Below are 18,295 nucleotides of genomic sequence, written 5' to 3' on the forward strand. Positions count from 1 at the left end.
CACATGTAAGACGTAATTATTGTTTAATTTCAATAAGTCGCGACATCAATTTAACCCACGTTTGTTATATTGGTACGCAACTGTGTGCACAGTTTACTTTGTGACACAGTGAGTGCCATAAAGTGAAGCCATATTATCACCACTTAATGCAATGGCAATAAAACCTAGCGAATAATCTATTAATACTGCAACCAAACAGTGATAATGATCACCGACAAAGTTATCATGCTTAAACTGCTCTACGATCAGCATAATATCAACACCGTATAACTGAGGGTCTACTATTGCAGCGACAACCTGTTACCTCCTCCAGAATTTTGTCGATTGGTTATGATCCTGAAAATCGCATGCTGGAGATACAGTTCCGAGAACAAGGGATTTATCAGTATCTTGGCGTCCCTGAGCGTGTTCACCAAAATTGCATGTCGGCCGTTTCGAAAGGTCGTTTTTTTGATGGCGTAATAAAAGGCAAATTTTTATGCCGGAAAATTGGCTAGTCAGAAAATAATCAAATAAAAACATATCACTACACCACACTGAAACGGTTACTTCTATGATAAGTATTGGCAAAGGAGTCTGCCGTTTCAGAAATCTCTCTGTCCCCTGCACTGATCCTCAAATTCCCCTAACCTGAGCACCACCAACAGTCAAAGACATCAAATACTCGTTAACATCCATCACGATAATAATGGATTGCAGAGTGATGTCTCGGAATATCCCTTTGGAGCCGCGTAAAGGTGTTTATCCTTACCAACAATGATTTACATTATGATCTATTGCTTTTGAGTAGCACTGGGTGTATTGCTATTTCTACAGGATATGCCCATAATCAATTTCCGTTTCCGTGTAGCAATGGTTACTGGAACGCCGCCCCGATTGTTTACGCAATCGGGGCGTTTTATTTGGCCCAGACCAAGAATTACATGCTTTGTTTTCTCTCTCCTCGTCAATGTCGCCTCACTGATTAAAATGACAGCGCCCATAAATACTGAACAATAAAATATATTCCATCCGTTTTTCTTCCGCATTTTAGTACCTATGATTGGCATATTGGTCAATAAGAGGGAGAAATACGATGAAACAAACTAACGACGTTCTGTCGGGCCTCGAACTTTACTTTCGCCGAACACATCAACAAAACACTGAGAAAACACCTTGGTTTACTCGCTGGTTGTATATTCGGATAGAAGAAAGGATGCAGATACTGGATGACTTACTGATGCCATACCCTACTGCAGAGCACCAAAAGAAATAAACTATGCGAGTGAGGGAAAGAATATAAGGAAGATCGTGGTTGAGATGCATTCACTCTGATGAGTGCATTTTGGCCAGATCAATAGCGGCTTGGATTGCTGAGCGCGCTTGAGGGCTATTTTTCCAACACGTTGATCCCACCATGGCGGCCGCGCTGCTAACAATCTCATTCATATCAGCCTGACCCAGTTGAGCCAGTGAAGTAAAACCGAGTTGCTCCAAACGTGTAATAACAGTTGGCCCAACCCCCTTGACGGCCAACAAAGCGCTACGTTCATTATCAGTAAATGCCATGTAAGCCTCCGGTGAGATAAGTAGAAAGTTAATAAAAAGATGCGTTATTTAAAGTAAAACCATGCCGTTACAATCAAGCTATCATTGACTTCAAAAACAGCCATACTTTCTATTGGCTCATCACTTAATCCATAAATTATTTCCAAATCGAACACTTTATTACCCAAAACGCTACGAGAGATCAGTTCAGCTCTTAATGTGGGAATATTAAAACGTTGTGTCCGATAAAATTCTGTCAGTTGTTGCTTTCCCACCAACGATGGTGTGGTAGACGGCATTCTGTAAGCAACGAATGAATCACTGAAATTTGCCACGAAAGCGGCTAAATCATGCTGATTATAAGCATAAAACTGTTTTTCTACCGGTAATAATGCACTTGACATAAAACCTCAAAATGAATTTAAATTCACAAAAAATGAAAATAAATTCATTTTAGCTTATTGTCAAACAAAACCGACTGCGAACTCAGTTAAAAAGTAATTAGAGCCGCTTCTTGGACGCATTTTCCGCACTGAAAAACCAGAGTTCGGGTAAACGATTAGGATAAAAGCGGATTTCGTAAGTATCTTTAAGCGGCGCTAAGCGCCAGCGGGGACGGGCTTCACGTTTAGGTTTTAAAAAACGCAAACGGCCACGGTCACGTGCGGCTTGAGTATCTAATACCCACGCAGCGGAAGCCGATAATGGCTGACGGATATATTCATCTTCAACACTGATATCACAAATACACAAAACCTTATTCCTTGCAAAAATTGATGCTGACATGATTATGTTCTAAATAATTCAGGTTGCAGGAAGACGGCAATTGAGCGAGTCCCCCGGCGCTTACTCAGGTAAGTGACAGGGATAAACGAAAGCAACCAACACACATGCAGCTTGAAGTATGATAAGTATATTCTGGATCGGCGGTATTGAGCCAACCGTTGCCAGCCAGAGATTTGATCTACATCACATATCTTCGGGTAGTTGTTATCACCGTTACGCTAATTACAGGGAATCGATGCCAATGACATTGGGCAATAACATCGGTATCGCGTAGAGTGGCAAGGTAAGTACTAATTGTGATTGCGTGTACGGGCATATTTGCCTGATGTACGGTTAATTACCTGATATGTTTTACTTTCATTGGGTTGGTTTGAGGTTATGTCCGGAGCAAGATGAATGCACAGTATTCTTGAGTTATTTAAAGCCATTGGCTTGGGGTTAGTTCTCCTGCTGCCATTGGCAAATCCATTGACGACAGTGGCGCTATTGCTCGGTTTATCCGGCAATATGACCAGCGAAGAGCGTAATCAACAGTCGAAGATGGCATCAATTTATGTCTTCTTTATTATGACTGTCGCTTACTACGCCGGTCAGGTTGTCATGAGTACCTTTGGTATTTCGATTCCTGGATTGCGCATCGCGGGCGGGTTGATTGTTGCATTTATTGGTTTTCGTATGCTTTTCCCACAGCAATCAGCGGAAGATACTCAGCTAGAAGCAAAATCACAGGATTTAAAGCAACGAAAATCGATCAATATTGCCTTTGTGCCATTGGCAATGCCCAGCACTGCCGGGCCCGGAACTATCGCCATGATCATCAGCTCAGCGGCCTCTGTAAAAGGTCATGACATGCTCAGCCCATGGGTGGTGACAGTCGCACCAGTGCTGATTTTTCTCAGTGTTTCACTGATTTTATGGGGGTCACTGCTCAGTTCTGGCGCCATTATGCGTTGGGTCGGGAAAAGTGGTATTGAAGCCATTTCACGGCTGATGGGATTCTTGCTGGTGTGTATGGGCGTGCAATTTATTATCAACGGTGTGCTGGATATTATTGCGAACTACACCCCTGCTGTTGCATAACCCATTATTTAAGATATAAGCCCTAAGTCATTCGAATTGCGGAAGGTAGTAAGCGAGAAACAAATCAGTCGGGAACCGATTTGAACAGCATTTATGCTCGTCCGCAGGGTGAGCCTCAAGCATGAGGCTCATTAAACTCGACTAACCGGTCAGTGATTCGGGTTATTAAACGCAGCTAACGGTGTGTAGCTTGAGGTTTGACGGGTATAGAGGGAAACGCTAACCGATATTTATACTGATACACATATTACAGTATCCATAAACGACATCGGTTAGCGTTTTAATATTATTCTGACATCGCCCGGTAAGCGGTATCGACTTTCCACAAATAACGTGGCGCTTGTGCGGCCGGATGTTTCTTTTGTATATGCTGATAAAATTCGTTCGGGCTAAGACTATTAATTTTATTCACTGCCAGTCGTTTATCTGATGAGAACGTCCGCAGCATAGCACCCGCGCCATTGGCGTAAGAAACGATAGTCGCATAACGCAATGTTTGCGGATCACTTATCCCCGCTAACTGCTGATTTTGCAAAATATTGATATAAGCCGTCCCAATATCAATATTCTTCACGGGATCTTTTAATTCGCCAGAGCTTGGTTGACCATTGCGCCCTTTCATCCGGTACGCATCACGGCCCGCAGTAGACGCTTTAATTTGCATCAAACCCACGGCATTTGAAGTACTGACCACATCAGGATTATAACCAGACTCCACTTGGATAATGGCTTTAATCAAAGTTTCATCAACACCATAATGGCTGGCAGCTTGTTTAATTACATCGCTATACGCAACTGTACTTGAACCTGCGCTGCTTTTCTGTGCATTAAGGAAACCACCTTGGGGCGCGTTCTTCAGCCACCCATTATTTGCTTGCGGTGGCGGGGTTTGTTTGGCACACCCCGCCAGCAATAAAATTGCCATTAGGCAACCGACTTTTGAATTCACAGTATTCCCCGAGCTAATAAGCCGTTTGGTAGCATATACAAGTTGTCACCTCGTCCAAATAGATTTTTTGCGCTAGTTTGACCATTATTAACATAATGATCAGGCTATATTCGGTAACTATCGGTAAGTTTTAGTTTATTGTATGGCGGGGCTTGACTTCATCGCTAATGATATTGATAATCATTTTCATTTAAAGAAAGGGAACATCGCCATGTTTACTAAGCAAAAAATACCCTACCTGCACTCTATTAGCGGCTTTAGGCCTGGTTTTTTACGTGTCATCGCCTTGTTAACAGCTGTAGCAATTTCATCACTGCTCAGTACCTCAGCGTTGGCAGAAAATAAGCCCAACGACCCAGATAAAAAATTCAAAATTGTGACGACATTCACGATTATTCAGGATATCGCGCAAAATGTCGCCGGTGATGCTGCCGTGGTCGAGTCGATAACTAAACCCGGTGCTGAAATCCATGACTATCAACCGACCCCACGCGACATCGTCAAAGCGCAGTCAGCGGACCTGATTTTATGGAATGGCATGAATCTGGAGCGTTGGTTTGAGCGCTTCTTCGAAAATATTAAAGACGTCCCTTCTGTTGTAGTGACCGACGGTATTACCCCACTCCCTATCCGTGAAGGGCCATATAAAGGTATTCCTAACCCACATGCCTGGATGTCCCCCTCAAACGCATTGATTTATATTGAAAATATTCGTAAAGCGTTGGTTGAACACGATCCTGCTCATGCTGATACTTATAATCGCAATGCCAAAGCCTATGCTGAGAAAATTGCCGCACTGGATGCCCCATTGCGTGAACGTTTATCCCGAATTCCAGAACAGCAGCGCTGGCTAGTGACCAGTGAGGGTGCTTTCAGCTATCTGGCAAAAGATTATGGTTTTAAAGAAGTTTATTTATGGCCAATCAATGCTGAGGAGCAAGGTTCCCCGCAACAGGTACGCCATGTTATCGATACCATGCGCGCCAATAAAATCCCGGTAATATTTAGCGAAAGCACTATTTCTGATAAACCCGCCAAGCAGGTCAGCAAAGAAACTGGAGCGCTATACGGCGGGGTGTTATATGTTGATTCTCTCTCGAATGAGAAAGGCCCTGTTCCTACTTATATCGATTTGATTAACACCACAGTGCAAACTATCGCGAAAGGATTTGGTCAATGAACCCTGCTGTTTTTGTCCGCCCGGAGTTGGTCGTGGATAACGTCACTGTTACCTATAACAATGGGCATACGGCTATTTATGATGCCAGTTTTTCCCTCACTGGCGGGACTATTTGCGCATTAGTCGGCGTCAATGGTAGCGGTAAATCGACTCTGTTTAAAAGCATCATGGGGCAAGTCAAACCCAGTGTGGGCAAAGTCGAACTGAGTGATAAACCGGTTAGCCACGCCTTAAAACAAAACACCATCGCCTATGTGCCGCAGACCGAAGATGTGGATTGGAACTTTCCGGTCTTAGTTGAAGACGTGGTGATGATGGGCCGCTACGGGAAAATGAATTTTTTGCGTATCCCGAGTCGAGAAGATAAGGCTCTGGTTGATAAGGCTATTGAGCGGGTCGGATTAACCGCATTGCGTTCACGGCAAATCGGTGAACTGTCTGGCGGGCAGAAAAAGCGGGTATTTCTGGCGCGAGCACTGGCTCAGCAAGGCACTGTATTACTGCTGGATGAGCCTTTCACCGGGGTTGATGTCAAAACGGAAAATGCCATCATTGATTTACTGCGCGCACTGCGCGATGAAGGGCATCTGATTTTGGTTTCAACTCATAACCTCGGCAGTGTGCCGGAGTTTTGTGACCACGTGATTCTGATTAATCAGACCGTGCTGGCGGCAGGTCCAACAGAGACCACTTTTACTCAAAAGAACCTTGAAATGACTTTTGGTGGCGTCTTACGCCATATCAATCTATCGGGGAATACGCTACACGACGATAATGACCCGCGCACCGTGACGGTCATTACTGATGACGAACGCCCTGCGGTATTTTATGGTCATACCAAAAATGATCCACCGGCGCAAAGCCAGTCGAAGGAGAACACGCCCTGATGCTGGAAATTTTACTGCAACCCTTTAATTACAATTACATGGTGAAAGCCATTTGGGTGAGCGCGATTGTCGGTGCGGTCTGTGCTTTCTTATCTGCTTATTTGATGCTGAAAGGTTGGTCACTGATGGGAGATGCACTCTCGCACTCCGTCGTGCCCGGTGTGGCGGGTGCTTATGCCCTCGGTCTGCCTTATGCCGCTGGCGCATTCTTTACTGGCATGCTCGCAGCATTGGCTATGACATTAGTCCGCCACATCACCCGCCTGCGTGAAGATGCCATCATCGGTTTTATTTTCTCCACTTTTTTTGCCGTCGGGCTGTTAATTGTTTCGCTCAATCCCACCTCCGTCAATGTGCAGTCGATTATTTTCGGTAATATTTTGGGCATAGCCGATGAAGATGTTTTACAAGTCGAAATCATTATTTTGGTCTCTTTTGTGATTTTATGTCTGATTTGGAAAGACTTGCTGGCGGTGTTTTTTGATGAGGGCCACGCCCTGTCGATTGGCCTGTCACCCCTGCGGTTAAAGATTTTATTCTTCACCTTGCTGAGTGCCTGTACTGTGGCTGCGCTGCAAACTGTCGGGGCAATTCTAGTGATTGCCATGGTAGTCACGCCGGGGGCAACAGCCTATTTGTTGACTGACCGTTTTAGCCGTTTACTGGTGATAGCTATCGCCATTGGGGCTTTTACCAGTGCCTTTGGTGCTTATCTCAGCTTCTATCTTGATGGGGCAACCGGCGGGGTCATTGTGACCTTACAAACAGTGGTTTTCCTGCTGGCCTTTGTCTTCGCCCCTAAACACGGCTTGCTGGCAACGCGTTATCAAACGCGCCAGAAGCGCCGTCACCCTGCGGCCCCACGTCCGGAGGATAATATATGAATACCTTGTTCAGCCTGGTCAGCGAACCTTTCGCCTACCCCTTTATGCAACGGGCGATAGTCGCAGCCATCATTACCGGTGTGGTATGTGCGGTATTATCTTGCTACCTGGTGTTAAAAGGTTGGTCATTAATGGGGGATGCTATCTCTCACGCCGTGCTACCGGGTATTGTATTGGCCTTTTGGTTGGGCATCCCATTGGTTATCGGGGCTTTTATCTCAGGGATCTTTTGTGCTGTCGCCACGGGCTATTTAAAAGAAAACAGTCGGGTTAAAGAGGATACGGTCATGGGAATTGTATTTTCAGGCATGTTCGCTTTTGGTCTGGTGCTATTTTCCCGTATGGATACTGACCAGCATCTGAGTCATATTTTGTTCGGTAATATGCTGGGTATTTCACTGGCAGAACTGAAACAAACCTTATGGATTGCCGGGTTCACTCTGTTAGTGGTGCTGTTAAAGCGCAAAGATTTCATGCTGTACTGCTTTGACCCAAACCACGCCCGTGTCATTGGGCTGCCCGTTAAGCTATTGCACTATGGTTTACTGTGTTTGCTGGCATTAACTATCGTGGCTTCATTGCAGGCGGTGGGGGTTATTTTAGTTATCGCCATGTTGATATCTCCGGGTATTATCGCTTTTATGGTGTGCCGCAGTTTTGATCAAATGCTGGTTGTTGCCACTCTGGCTTCTGTGCTTTCATGTGTATTAGGGACGTTAATAAGCTTCCATATTGACGGCGCGACAGGCCCCTGTATCGTCATTATTCAAGCATTATTCTTTGTCATTGCGCTCATATATAGCCATATAAAACCGACGAAGGGCCGCCCAATAGCTTTGAAAGCCCAAGATGACGGTGCTAAAAATACGCCAAGAGGTAACCTGCTATAATGAATTGAGCTTTAATATACTTGCCGTATTGAATTCACGCACTACGGCTTATTATTGCTTACTATTTTCCAGGTATATTTCTGTTCTCATGGTAATAAGCCAAAGCAGCGATAGGGGCCCAATAAATAGCAGAATCCGTCGTTTGTTTGATCTTGCATGGCTATCCCTGTGCACGGGCTCTTGTTCTTCACACCATAAAAAAGTTAACCTGATATTCTGTCCCTAAGGCCATGGGATAACAGGTAGGCAGCAAGCGAACCACTCTTCAATCATCACGTTTGAAGGGTATAACTGGCAGCTGATAGGGGGTGAATCATGTGGCAAGCAGTGAATCGTCTGTTAGGTGAATATTTCGGGCCCGCTGAAATCCGAGAAAGAACCGAACTGCCCGGCGGAGATATTCATGATGCCTGGCGTCTCAGCTATGGTGATACTGAAGTTTTCGTCAAATGTGATACCCGTGAAATGCTGCCCATATTTACCGCCGAGGCAGATCAACTCTCTCTATTGGCCCGCAGCAAAACCGTCCAAGTGCCTGAAGTCTATGGTGTGGGCAGTGATCGTGAATACAGTTTCTTGCTACTTGAGTATATCCCGCTTAAACCCTTAGATGCCCATAATGCTTATTGTTTGGGTCAACAATTAGCACATTTACATCAATGGAGTGAACAACTGCAATTTGGGCTGGATTTTGATAATGATTTATCCACCACACCCCAACCCAATAGCTGGCAGCGTCGCTGGGCGCAGTTTTTCTCTGAACAACGTATCGGCTGGCAATTACAATTAGCTGCCGAGAAAGGTATGTCATTTGGCGATATCGAGCATATTACTCATCTTGTTCAAGAGCGTTTACAAAGCCACCAGCCACAGCCTTCGTTATTACACGGCGATTTATGGCCCGCTAACTGTGCTTCCAGTGCCAATGGTCCGGTGATTTTTGATCCCGCCTGTTATTGGGGTGACCGCGAGTGCGACCTTTCTATGCTGCCGCTCTACCCAGCTCTTCCGGCACAGATTTATGATGGTTATCAGAGTATCTGGCCCCTACCTGGCGGTTTTATTGAACGCCAACCTATTTATCAACTTTATTATTTATTGAACCGCAGTAATCTGTTTGGTGGTCAACACTGGATTAATGCGCAAGTTGCGGTTGAAAAACTGCTGCATCCAGAAAGATTTTAAGGCAGCCGCCCCGAAAGTGGCAGGTTAGGTTGCTTTTGATCGGGGGATTGATAGAAAAAGGCCCTTATTATGGGCCTTTTCATTATGATTAGCAGACTCAGCGGTGTTATCAGGTAGGGTTGCTACCCTTGAGCCATCGCCTCTAATAGCTTGATAACAAAATAGAACGCCACACCTATCACTAATGGCAGGATATATAAGGTGAAAAACTGCAAAAAGATGGTGTGATGCGGTAAGACTATTTTCTCTTCCAACTGTTCGCGGCTACGCCCTTCACTGCCCTTGGCCTGTTCTAAAATCATTTGGTCTTCAATACCTTCACGAATATGACGGACTTGTCGTGACATCCGCGCACCAGAGGCTTGCAATGACAAACCAACGAAAATCAACATGTAAATGATAAAGAACATGATGTTCGATGCTGAAAAGCCCTGCTCGAAACTCGGCACCGGTGAGTTGTACCAGAAGATATCCAGAAAAGTTGTGTTGAAGCGGATCATGTCCGTTATGACGTGGATAAAATCCAGCATAACCGCATTAACCCCAGTGCTTTTTTGACTATATTGATAGGCAAAATTGATAATTGAAATCAATGTTGACAGCAGTGCTGGAATAAAAACGAGCCACCCGGCTATCCGTTTGATAACAGCGACACGCCCAGCCTGTTGATAGGTCATGACTTCTCCTTGTAAATACCACAACTTATGTAGCTTTAGTTTACCCGCTACCTCGCGGTCATGTGCAGAATTTTGCTGAAGTTCTTACGATTAACACCCACTCAAGCCTAGCTCATCCAGCGCAATATCATTAAGTTAATAAATTATATCGTAAGAAAGACAAAGAATTGCGTTCCACCGGTTCAATCATTATGAACCAATGTTACAGTGTTAAATCCGTAGCTAGAGACCAAACAGGAGTAACAATAAATGGCGACCCCTCATACTATTAAGGCCGCAATTTTCGATATGGACGGCTTGCTGATTGATTCGGAGCCTTTATGGCTACAGGCTGAACTCGATATTTTCACTGAGTTGGGGCTGGATACCTCTTCAAGAGATTCATTGCCCGACACCCTCGGATTACGCATCGATTTAGTCGTGAAGCTGTGGTTCCAGTCTATGCCATGGCAAGGGCCGAGTCAGGCAGAAGTTTGCAACCGTATTATTGCCCGGGCGATAGATTTGGTAGAAGAAACCAAGCCGGTATTACCCGGTGTAGGATATGCATTGGATCTTTGCCGCGAGCAAGGGCTGAAAATTGGCCTGGCATCCGCTTCTCCACTGCATATGCAAAAGCGCGTTCTGGCGATGTTAAATATTGAAAAATACTTCGACCGCCTGGTTTCCGCAGAATACCTGCCCCACAGCAAACCACATCCAGAAGTGTATTTGAATGCTGCGGCTGACTTAGGTGTTGACCCTCTGGAATGTGTCACGCTGGAAGATTCTGTCAATGGGATGATTGCCACTAAAGCAGCACGTATGCGCTCTATTGTCATCCCTTCAGAAGAATATCGCGCCGACCCGCGCTGGGTCCTGTCGGATATTCAGTTGAACTCATTAGAACAATTGCGTAAGGAACATATTTCGTAGCGGACGGTTAATTATTATCTTGGCGATAAAGGGCGGTCAGAGTTGATAACTCAACCGCCCGAATACGTTTTACAGGAAATCATCCCGCTTAGGCGTAAAGGTGTCGATCAAAATACTATTATCTTCCAGTGATACCGCGCCGTGCATTTCGTTCTTAACGGCACGATACGCATCTCCGGCTTTCAAAATACGTTTCTGCCCGTCGATTTCCACTTCGAAACTCCCCGCCGCCACATAAGCAATCTGGTCATGAATATCGTGCTTGTGCGCAACACCAATGGCACCTTTATCAAAGTGAACACAGACCATCATCAGCTCATCGCTCCAGGTCATCACTTTACGTTTAATGCCATTGCCTAACTCTTCCCAAGGCGTTTCATCGTTAATAAAAAACATCTTCATTATTTCTCCTCATTATTATGCAGAATAGTCTGTAGCCCAGTCACAGTTTTACACTGAATTCAGCCCATTCTAAGGCCAAAATCCGCAGTTCAATCATAATTAATCCAAAAATCATGACGCCCCTCAAAAAATAATAAAACATCATTTCATTTTAATTGAATTAACTTCCCGCAAATACTATCATCACCACATCAAAAGAAACACCGGTCCGAACCGAAAGAGAGGCACCGATATGCAAATTCGTCAAAGTATTCATAGTGACCATGCCAGGCAACTCGATACCGCCGGCCTGCGTCGTGAATTTCTGATTGAAAATATTTTTGTCGCAGATGAGTACACCATGACCTATAGCCATATCGACCGCATCATTGTGGGAGGTATTTTGCCGGTCGATAAAACGGTCAGCATTGGCGATGAAGTGGGTAAGCAACTGGGTGTCAGTTACTTTTTGGCGCGCCGTGAACTGGGCGTGATCAATATTGGTGGGCCGGGCCTTATCTCAGTTGATGGGCAAGTTTATGAAATTGGCAATGAAGAAGCCTTGTATGTAGGTAAAGGTGCAAAGGATGTAACCTTCAGTAGTCTTGAGAGTCAAAAACCGGCCAAGTTCTATTACAACAGTGCACCGGCACACACCTCTTACCCCCATAAGAAAATCACGCTAGCAGAAGCCACACCACAAACATTGGGTGATGACGCGACCAGTAATCGTCGCACTATCAATAAATACATCGTGCCCGATGTGTTGCCAACCTGCCAACTGACTATGGGATTGACCAAACTGGCCCCCGGAAATCTTTGGAACACCATGCCTTGCCATACGCATGACCGCCGCATGGAAGTGTATTTCTACTTTGATATGGACGAAGAAACGGCCGTCTTCCACATGATGGGCCAGCCACAAGAAACTCGCCATTTGCTCGTCCACAACGAACAAGCGGTAATTTCACCCAGCTGGTCTATTCATTCTGGCGTGGGTACCAAGCGTTATACATTCATCTGGGGCATGGTCGGTGAAAACCAAGTCTTCGGTGATATGGACCACATCGCCGTTAGCGAACTGCGCTAAATGTTACGAATAGTATTAAGCGTCACCAACTGAATCCGTCCTTTGGACGTTTTCTTCCCCAATATTGAAATCGCGGCAATCGTTGACCGCCTTGAGAGAGATGTTAGCTATGATCTTAGATTCCTTTGAGTTAAAGGGTAAAATTGCTCTGGTTACCGGCTGTGACACAGGTTTGGGCCAAGGTATGGCGATTGGTTTAGCCGAAGCAGGTTGTGATATCGTTGGTGTGAATATTGTTGAACCAAAAGATACCATTGAGAAAGTGACCGCATTAGGCCGCCGCTTCTTAAGTTTGACTGCTGACCTGAGCAAGATTGATGGCATCCCTGCCCTGTTAGAACGTGCTATCGCTGAATTTGGCCAAATCGATATTCTGGTCAATAACGCCGGGATTATCCGTCGTGAAGATGCGATCAACTTCAGCGAGAAGGACTGGGACGATGTGATGAATGTGAACATCAAAACGGTGTTCTTTATGTCTCAAGCGGTTGCCAAGCAATTTATCAAACAAGGTACTGGCGGCAAAATCATCAACGTTGCTTCCATGCTCTCTTACCAGGGCGGTATTCGCGTACCTTCTTACACCGCATCGAAAAGCGCAGTGATGGGTGTGACCCGTCTGTTAGCAAACGAATGGGCTAAACACGGCATCAATGTGAATGCGGTAGCGCCTGGTTACATGGCCACCAACAACACTCAGCAGTTGCGTAAAGATGAAGAACGCAGCAAAGAGATCCTTGACCGTATCCCTGCGGGTCGTTGGGGTCTGCCTGATGACCTGAAAGGCCCTGTAGTCTTCCTGGCATCTAAAGCATCGGACTATATCAGTGGTTACACTATCGCTGTTGATGGCGGTTGGTTAGCTCGCTAAACGCAGAAATATCACTAATTTGAGTTAAGGACTATTTCCTACGGTTATTCGCAATATTCCAGCTCAAAACCCCATTCAGGCACAACTGCAGTTGTGCCTTTTTTATTACTTATTTATCAATTGGTTAACAAACCAAACCTGCGAAGAAACCCTTCAGAAAACGCAAAAATAAAAAATTCAAAACAACGTTCCGACTCTGATCACACTTTTGTCATTCGCCCAATGACTCGCCAGTAAATACAAATATAATAGATTGAAACGGCGTTTCTATTTATAAGGAACCTAAAACCGGTTCCAATCAGATATTTCTATGATGGGGTTATGGTGATGAATTTTGTCGGCAACATTAAAGGCAGTGACGCAGTGATGATTAACTGGCTTAGCGCTATCCGTAGCTATGTTGATTTAGTCCAGTCTGTTAGCCATAGCCATCAAAACCCGACCCCACTGATGGCGGATGGCTTTGATGTCTTGACTCACCAACCTGTGACCTGGAAATTCCCAGATGGTCGTAATATTCCGATATCTAACTTTGCCAGTCAACAAAACTGGCTACGGACATTAGACGCGCTTAGCCTGGTCACGCAAGATCCGCAATATCATCAACAGGCGCGGGTACAAAGCCGTTATTTCATGCAACACGGTGTTCATGAGCAAAGTGGGTTGTTTTATTGGGGGGGGCACCGCTTCTTGAATCTGGACACTTTACAAACTGAAGGCCCAGAATCAAAAGCACAAGTGCATGAACTTAAACATCATCTGCCCTATTACGACTTACTGCTCAATGTCGATCATGAGAAAACGCTTAATTTCCTGCAAGGTTTTTGGCACGCCCATGTTGAAGACTGGCAAACGCTGGATCTGGGCCGCCATGGCAGCTACGACAAGCAACGCGACCCTCATGTTTTCACCCATGCGCGCCATGATGTGGTTAAACCAGCAGCATTGCCACAATTACCGGAAACTAAAGGCCTGACCTTTGTAAATGCCGGTACCGATCTCATTTACGCAGCGTATAAATATGCTGAGTACACGGGTGACATCGCCGCCGCTGCTTGGGGCAAACATTTATACCGTCAATACGTCTTAGCCCGGAATCCTGAAACAGGGTTACCGGTTTATCAGTTCAGCTCGCCGCAACAACGTCGACCAATACCCGCTGATGATAATCAGACCCAATCTTGGTATGGCGATCGCGCCAAACGCCAATTTGGCCCTGAGTTTGGTGAAATTGCCCGTGAAGCCAATGTTTTGTTTCGTGATATGCGGCCATTGCTGATTGATAACCCATTGGCAATGTTAGATATATTGCGCCAGCAGCCTGATGCGGAAGTTCTGCAATGGGTTATTGATGGCTTAAAGAATTATTATCGTTTCGCTTATGACGTTGAGAGCAATACATTGCGCCCGTTATGGAACAATGGGCAGGATATGAGTGGCTACGTTTTACAACGCGATGGTTATTATGGTGTAAAAGGTCAGGTTATTTCGCCATTCCCATTAGAGGTGGATTACCTGCTACCGCTGGTTCGGGCCTGGCGACTCAGTGAAGACGAAGAATTATTCGATCTGATTGGGGTTTTGCTGCACCGCTGGCAGTTGGCAGAATTAAACAAACAAGAACGCCGCGCAGTACTCATCAATGACAAAAAATCAGCGATTACTTCTTCTTTATTGCTGGCCTTAGTTGAACTGGCTGAGCATTGCCAATGCCCTCAATTATTTGAACTGGCTTGGCAAACCGGGAATGACCTATTTAAACAACATTATCATCGCGGCTTGTTTGTCGAGTCAGCACAACATCGTTATTTTCGTATCGACAATCCGATTGCATTAGCAATATTGACCTTGATTGCTGCCAAACAAAATAAACTGGCAGCCATCCCTCAATTTATTACCAATGGTGGTTACATCCATGGAGATTATCAGGTGAACGGAGAAAGCCGCACTCTGTATGACATCGATTTTATTTATCCGACACTTTTGAATCAGTAGTTTTATTTATCTTTCATGTTATTAAAAATAGGTAAGCATTATGAATGAAAACAGAATGCTGGGGTTAGCCTATATATCACCTTATATAATAGGGTTGATAATATTCACGGCTTTCCCCTTTGTATCATCTTTCTTTCTCAGTTTTACTGAGTATGACTTAATGAACCCTCCCGTTTACAACGGGATCGAGAATTATCGTCATATGATCCTTGAAGATGATTTATTCTGGAAATCCATGGGCGTGACTTTCGCTTATGTATTTCTGACTATTCCATTAAAACTGGCATTTGCTCTGGGGATTGCTTTTGTACTGAACTTTAAATTACGCGGTATTGGGTTCTTCCGTACTGCCTTCTATATTCCGTCAATTCTCGGCAGTAGCGTCGCTATTGCGGTGTTATGGCGTGCTCTATTTGCCATTGATGGTTTGTTAAATGGTTTTATCGGGGTATTTGGGCTTGACCCTGTCAACTGGTTGGGAGAGCCAGCGCTGGCACTGACATCGGTAACATTACTGCGTGTTTGGCAGTTCGGTTCTGCCATGGTTATCTTCCTCGCCGCATTGCAGAACGTACCGCAGTCACAATATGAAGCCGCCATGATTGATGGTGCTTCTAAATGGCAAATGTTTATGAAAGTTACCGTGCCACTAATTACGCCGGTTATTTTCTTCAACTTTATTATGCAAACCACCCAAGCATTCCAAGAATTTACGGCACCTTATGTCATCACCGGTGGTGGGCCAACCCATTACACTTATTTATTCTCGCTATATATATATGATACCGCGTTTAAATACTTTGATATGGGATACGGTGCTGCGCTGGCTTGGGTATTATTCCTGGTCGTTGCTCTCTTTGCCTCAATTGCCTTTAAATCTTCCAAATATTGGGTCTTCTACTCCGCCGATAAAGGAGGAAAAAATGACTGACGTACACGAAAACTCCAACCAGAAGAAATTAGATCTGGCGCAAGATATTGCTGATGCAGAAATTAGCCGTACATTACGCAAAGCTAAAGTCAGTGCTGCTATCCGCTATATCGTTTTGATTATTGTCGGGCTGATGATGCTTTACCCATTGCTGTGGATGTTTTCCGCCGCCTTTAAACCTAATAATGAAATCTTTACTACATTAGGATTATGGCCAGAACACCCAACCAGTGATGGTTTCGTTAACGGTTGGAAAACCGGCACGGAATATAATTTCGGTCACTACATGCTTAACACTTTTAAGTTTGTTATCCCGAAAGTCATTCTGACGATTATTTCCTCCACCATTGTGGCGTATGGTTTCGCACGCTTTGAGATCCCATGGAAGAAATTCTGGTTTGCCACATTAATCACCACCATGTTGCTGCCAAGTACTGTGTTATTGATTCCTCAATACATCATGTTCCGTGAAATGGGCATGCTGAATAGCTATATGCCGCTGTATCTGCCATTAGCGTTCGCGACACAAGGGTTCTTCGTCTTTATGTTGATCCAATTCCTACGCGGTGTTCCTCGCGACATGGAAGAAGCGGCACAAATTGACGGATGTAACTCCTTCCAAGTGTTGTGGTACGTGGTAGTGCCAATCTTGAAGCCAGCCATTATTTCCGTGGCATTGTTCCAATTCATGTGGTCAATGAACGACTTTATCGGCCCACTGATTTACGTCTACAGCGTAGATAAGTACCCGATAGCACTGGCTCTTAAGATGTCAATTGACGTGACCGAAGGCGCACCTTGGAACGAAATTCTGGCAATGGCGAGCATCTCCATTCTGCCGTCCATCATTGTTTTCTTCCTGGCTCAACGCTACTTCGTGCAAGGCGTAACCAGCAGCGGAATTAAAGGTTAATAGAGGATTTATCATGGCTGAAGTCATTTTTAATAAATTAGGCAAAGTTTACTCCAACGGTTTCCGCGCGGTTCATGGCATTGATCTGAAAATCCATGATGGCGAATTTATGGTTATTGTCGGCCCATCTGGTTGTGCTAAATCCACGACCCTGCGTATGTTAGCCGGGCTGGAAACCATCAGTGATGGTGAAGTTCGAATTGGTGATCGGGTGGTCAATAATCTGGCCCCGAAATCACGTGGTATTGCCATGGTGTTCCAGAACTATGCGCTGTACCCGCATATGACCGTGAAAGAGAACCTGGCTTTTGGCTTGAAGTTAAGCAAACTGCCAAAAGACCAGATTGAAACGCAAGTTGCTGAAGCAGCGAAGATTTTGGAGTTGGAAGACCTGCTTGACCGCCTGCCACGTCAGCTGTCTGGTGGTCAGGCACAGCGTGTGGCTGTTGGCCGCGCCATTGTTAAAAAGCCCGACGTATTCTTGTTCGATGAACCCTTATCAAACCTGGATGCCAAACTGCGCGCCTCCATGCGTATTCGTATTTCTGACTTACATAAGCAATTGAAAAAAAGCGGTAAAGCAGCAACCACAGTTTATGTAACCCACGACCAGACTGAAGCAATGACCATGGGGGACCGAATCTGTGTGATGAAACTGGGCCACATTATGCAAGTGGATACACCAGATAATCTCTATCACTACCCAACCAATATGTTTGTTGCTGGTTTTATCGGCGCGCCGGAAATGAATATCAAACCGAGCACGCTGGTAGAAAAAGACGGGGAAATTGGCCTGACCGTCGGCCAATACACCTTGGTATTGAATGCAAGACAACAAGCCAAAGTCGCCGCCCACACCGGGGAAAAAGTGTTCTTTGGAGTTCGTCCTGAATTCGTCAGCATGTCTATGAATCCATTTACTGAAAATCACTCTCAAGGTGAATTGGTACGAGTGGAAAACATGGGTCACGAATTCTTTATGTATATCAAAGTTGATGATTTTGAGCTGACTTGCCGTCTGCCATCTGACGAAGCACGCCCTATTATCGAAAATGGTCTACATCGCACCGTGTACTTCCAGTTTGATATGGATAAATGCCATATCTTTGATGCAAAAACAGAAAAAAATATCTCTCTTTAACAGGAGCAGTACC

General features: G+C 45.1%; 22 protein-coding genes. 15 read left to right on the forward strand and 7 right to left on the reverse strand.

Annotated elements, in window-relative coordinates; translation table 11 throughout:
* Window positions 1–93 precede the first annotated feature (93 nt).
* Window positions 94–252, reverse strand: coding sequence for a hypothetical protein (locus tag DX162_RS22330; protein WP_004393291.1), 159 nt, complete (start codon window positions 250–252; stop codon window positions 94–96).
* Window positions 253–284: 32 nt separating this feature from the next.
* Here DX162_RS22330 and DX162_RS17345 point away from each other — a divergent pair, with 32 nt between their 5' ends.
* Window positions 285–497, forward strand: a complete 213-nt coding sequence (locus DX162_RS17345; RefSeq protein WP_032821141.1) for a KTSC domain-containing protein — start codon at window positions 285–287, stop codon at window positions 495–497.
* 578 nt (window positions 498–1,075) lie between these two features.
* Window positions 1,076–1,255: a hypothetical protein gene (locus DX162_RS17355; protein ID WP_032821140.1), complete on the forward strand. Its 180-nt coding sequence runs from the start codon at window positions 1,076–1,078 to the stop codon at window positions 1,253–1,255.
* A gap of 50 nt (window positions 1,256–1,305) precedes the next feature.
* On the opposite strand, the gene DX162_RS17360 is transcribed toward DX162_RS17355, so the two are convergent.
* The 3 genes from DX162_RS17360 to DX162_RS17370 all read right to left on the reverse strand — a co-directional run bounded on the left by DX162_RS17360 (window position 1,306) and on the right by DX162_RS17370 (window position 2,280).
* A complete protein-coding gene (locus tag DX162_RS17360; RefSeq protein ID WP_004393289.1) occupies window positions 1,306–1,548 on the reverse strand; it encodes a hypothetical protein in 243 nt (80 codons plus the stop codon).
* A gap of 44 nt (window positions 1,549–1,592) precedes the next feature.
* Window positions 1,593–1,931 carry a nuclear transport factor 2 family protein gene (locus DX162_RS17365; RefSeq protein WP_004393287.1) on the reverse strand — a complete coding sequence of 113 codons (339 nt, stop codon included), beginning with the start codon at window positions 1,929–1,931 and terminating at the stop codon, window positions 1,593–1,595.
* 97 nt (window positions 1,932–2,028) lie between these two features.
* Window positions 2,029–2,280 (reverse strand): hypothetical protein, encoded by a 252-nt coding sequence (locus DX162_RS17370; RefSeq protein WP_004393282.1) that lies wholly within the window; start codon window positions 2,278–2,280, stop codon window positions 2,029–2,031.
* 429 nt (window positions 2,281–2,709) lie between these two features.
* On the opposite strand from DX162_RS17370, the gene DX162_RS17375 reads away from it, so the two are divergent.
* Entirely contained in the window at window positions 2,710–3,393 is a 684-nt protein-coding gene (locus DX162_RS17375; protein WP_115155880.1) for a MarC family NAAT transporter, read from the forward strand.
* A gap of 286 nt (window positions 3,394–3,679) precedes the next feature.
* On the opposite strand, the gene DX162_RS17380 is transcribed toward DX162_RS17375, so the two are convergent.
* The gene (locus DX162_RS17380; RefSeq protein ID WP_032821139.1) at window positions 3,680–4,342 is read right to left on the reverse strand and encodes a transglycosylase SLT domain-containing protein; all 663 of its coding nucleotides are present in this window, start codon (window positions 4,340–4,342) and stop codon (window positions 3,680–3,682) included.
* Window positions 4,343–4,553: 211 nt separating this feature from the next.
* Between DX162_RS17380 and yfeA the strand changes: the two genes are divergently transcribed.
* The 5 genes from yfeA (at window position 4,554) to DX162_RS17405 (ending at window position 9,368) form a co-directional block, all read left to right on the forward strand.
* Window positions 4,554–5,522 (forward strand): iron/manganese ABC transporter substrate-binding protein YfeA, encoded by a 969-nt coding sequence (gene yfeA, locus DX162_RS17385; RefSeq protein ID WP_032821143.1) that lies wholly within the window; start codon window positions 4,554–4,556, stop codon window positions 5,520–5,522.
* Window positions 5,519–6,409 (forward strand): iron/manganese ABC transporter ATP-binding protein YfeB, encoded by an 891-nt coding sequence (yfeB, locus tag DX162_RS17390; RefSeq protein ID WP_032821138.1) that lies wholly within the window; start codon window positions 5,519–5,521, stop codon window positions 6,407–6,409. The genes yfeA and yfeB overlap by 4 nt, the downstream gene beginning before the upstream one ends.
* Window positions 6,409–7,293, forward strand: coding sequence for an iron/manganese ABC transporter permease subunit YfeC (yfeC, locus tag DX162_RS17395; RefSeq protein ID WP_004393273.1), 885 nt, complete (start codon window positions 6,409–6,411; stop codon window positions 7,291–7,293). Before yfeB ends, yfeC begins: the two co-directional genes overlap by 1 nt.
* A complete protein-coding gene (yfeD, locus tag DX162_RS17400; RefSeq protein ID WP_032821137.1) occupies window positions 7,290–8,183 on the forward strand; it encodes an iron/manganese ABC transporter permease subunit YfeD in 894 nt (297 codons plus the stop codon). Before yfeC ends, yfeD begins: the two co-directional genes overlap by 4 nt.
* A gap of 315 nt (window positions 8,184–8,498) precedes the next feature.
* A complete protein-coding gene (locus tag DX162_RS17405; protein ID WP_004393270.1) occupies window positions 8,499–9,368 on the forward strand; it encodes a fructosamine kinase family protein in 870 nt (289 codons plus the stop codon).
* A gap of 122 nt (window positions 9,369–9,490) precedes the next feature.
* On the opposite strand, the gene DX162_RS17410 is transcribed toward DX162_RS17405, so the two are convergent.
* Window positions 9,491–10,045, reverse strand: coding sequence for a YniB family protein (locus tag DX162_RS17410; RefSeq protein WP_032821136.1), 555 nt, complete (start codon window positions 10,043–10,045; stop codon window positions 9,491–9,493).
* Window positions 10,046–10,294: 249 nt separating this feature from the next.
* On the opposite strand from DX162_RS17410, the gene hxpB reads away from it, so the two are divergent.
* Complete coding sequence (hxpB, locus tag DX162_RS17415; protein WP_004393266.1) at window positions 10,295–10,960, forward strand: hexitol phosphatase HxpB; 666 nt, start codon at window positions 10,295–10,297, stop codon at window positions 10,958–10,960.
* A 69-nt stretch (window positions 10,961–11,029) separates the two neighbouring features.
* Here the strand turns inward: hxpB and DX162_RS17420 are convergent, their stop codons facing one another.
* Window positions 11,030–11,362: a cupin domain-containing protein gene (locus tag DX162_RS17420; protein ID WP_032821135.1), complete on the reverse strand. Its 333-nt coding sequence runs from the start codon at window positions 11,360–11,362 to the stop codon at window positions 11,030–11,032.
* A gap of 232 nt (window positions 11,363–11,594) precedes the next feature.
* On the opposite strand from DX162_RS17420, the gene kduI reads away from it, so the two are divergent.
* The 6 genes from kduI (at window position 11,595) to DX162_RS17450 (ending at window position 18,282) form a co-directional block, all read left to right on the forward strand.
* Window positions 11,595–12,431: a 5-dehydro-4-deoxy-D-glucuronate isomerase gene (kduI, locus tag DX162_RS17425; protein WP_004393263.1), complete on the forward strand. Its 837-nt coding sequence runs from the start codon at window positions 11,595–11,597 to the stop codon at window positions 12,429–12,431.
* Between the two features lie 109 nt (window positions 12,432–12,540).
* The gene (gene kduD, locus DX162_RS17430) at window positions 12,541–13,302 is read left to right on the forward strand and encodes a 2-dehydro-3-deoxy-D-gluconate 5-dehydrogenase KduD (protein ID WP_004393262.1); all 762 of its coding nucleotides are present in this window, start codon (window positions 12,541–12,543) and stop codon (window positions 13,300–13,302) included.
* Between the two features lie 327 nt (window positions 13,303–13,629).
* Window positions 13,630–15,297, forward strand: coding sequence for a pectate lyase (locus DX162_RS17435; protein WP_032821134.1), 1,668 nt, complete (start codon window positions 13,630–13,632; stop codon window positions 15,295–15,297).
* A gap of 40 nt (window positions 15,298–15,337) precedes the next feature.
* Window positions 15,338–16,228, forward strand: coding sequence for a carbohydrate ABC transporter permease (locus tag DX162_RS17440; protein WP_032821133.1), 891 nt, complete (start codon window positions 15,338–15,340; stop codon window positions 16,226–16,228).
* A complete protein-coding gene (locus tag DX162_RS17445) occupies window positions 16,221–17,141 on the forward strand; it encodes a carbohydrate ABC transporter permease (RefSeq protein WP_032821132.1) in 921 nt (306 codons plus the stop codon). Before DX162_RS17440 ends, DX162_RS17445 begins: the two co-directional genes overlap by 8 nt.
* Window positions 17,142–17,154: 13 nt before the next feature.
* A complete protein-coding gene (locus DX162_RS17450) occupies window positions 17,155–18,282 on the forward strand; it encodes an ABC transporter ATP-binding protein (protein WP_049560168.1) in 1,128 nt (375 codons plus the stop codon).
* Window positions 18,283–18,295: the final 13 nt, after the last annotated feature.

Origin of the sequence: Yersinia kristensenii (genome assembly GCF_900460525.1) — a bacterium.
Taxonomy (GTDB): Bacteria; Pseudomonadota; Gammaproteobacteria; order Enterobacterales; family Enterobacteriaceae; genus Yersinia; species Yersinia kristensenii.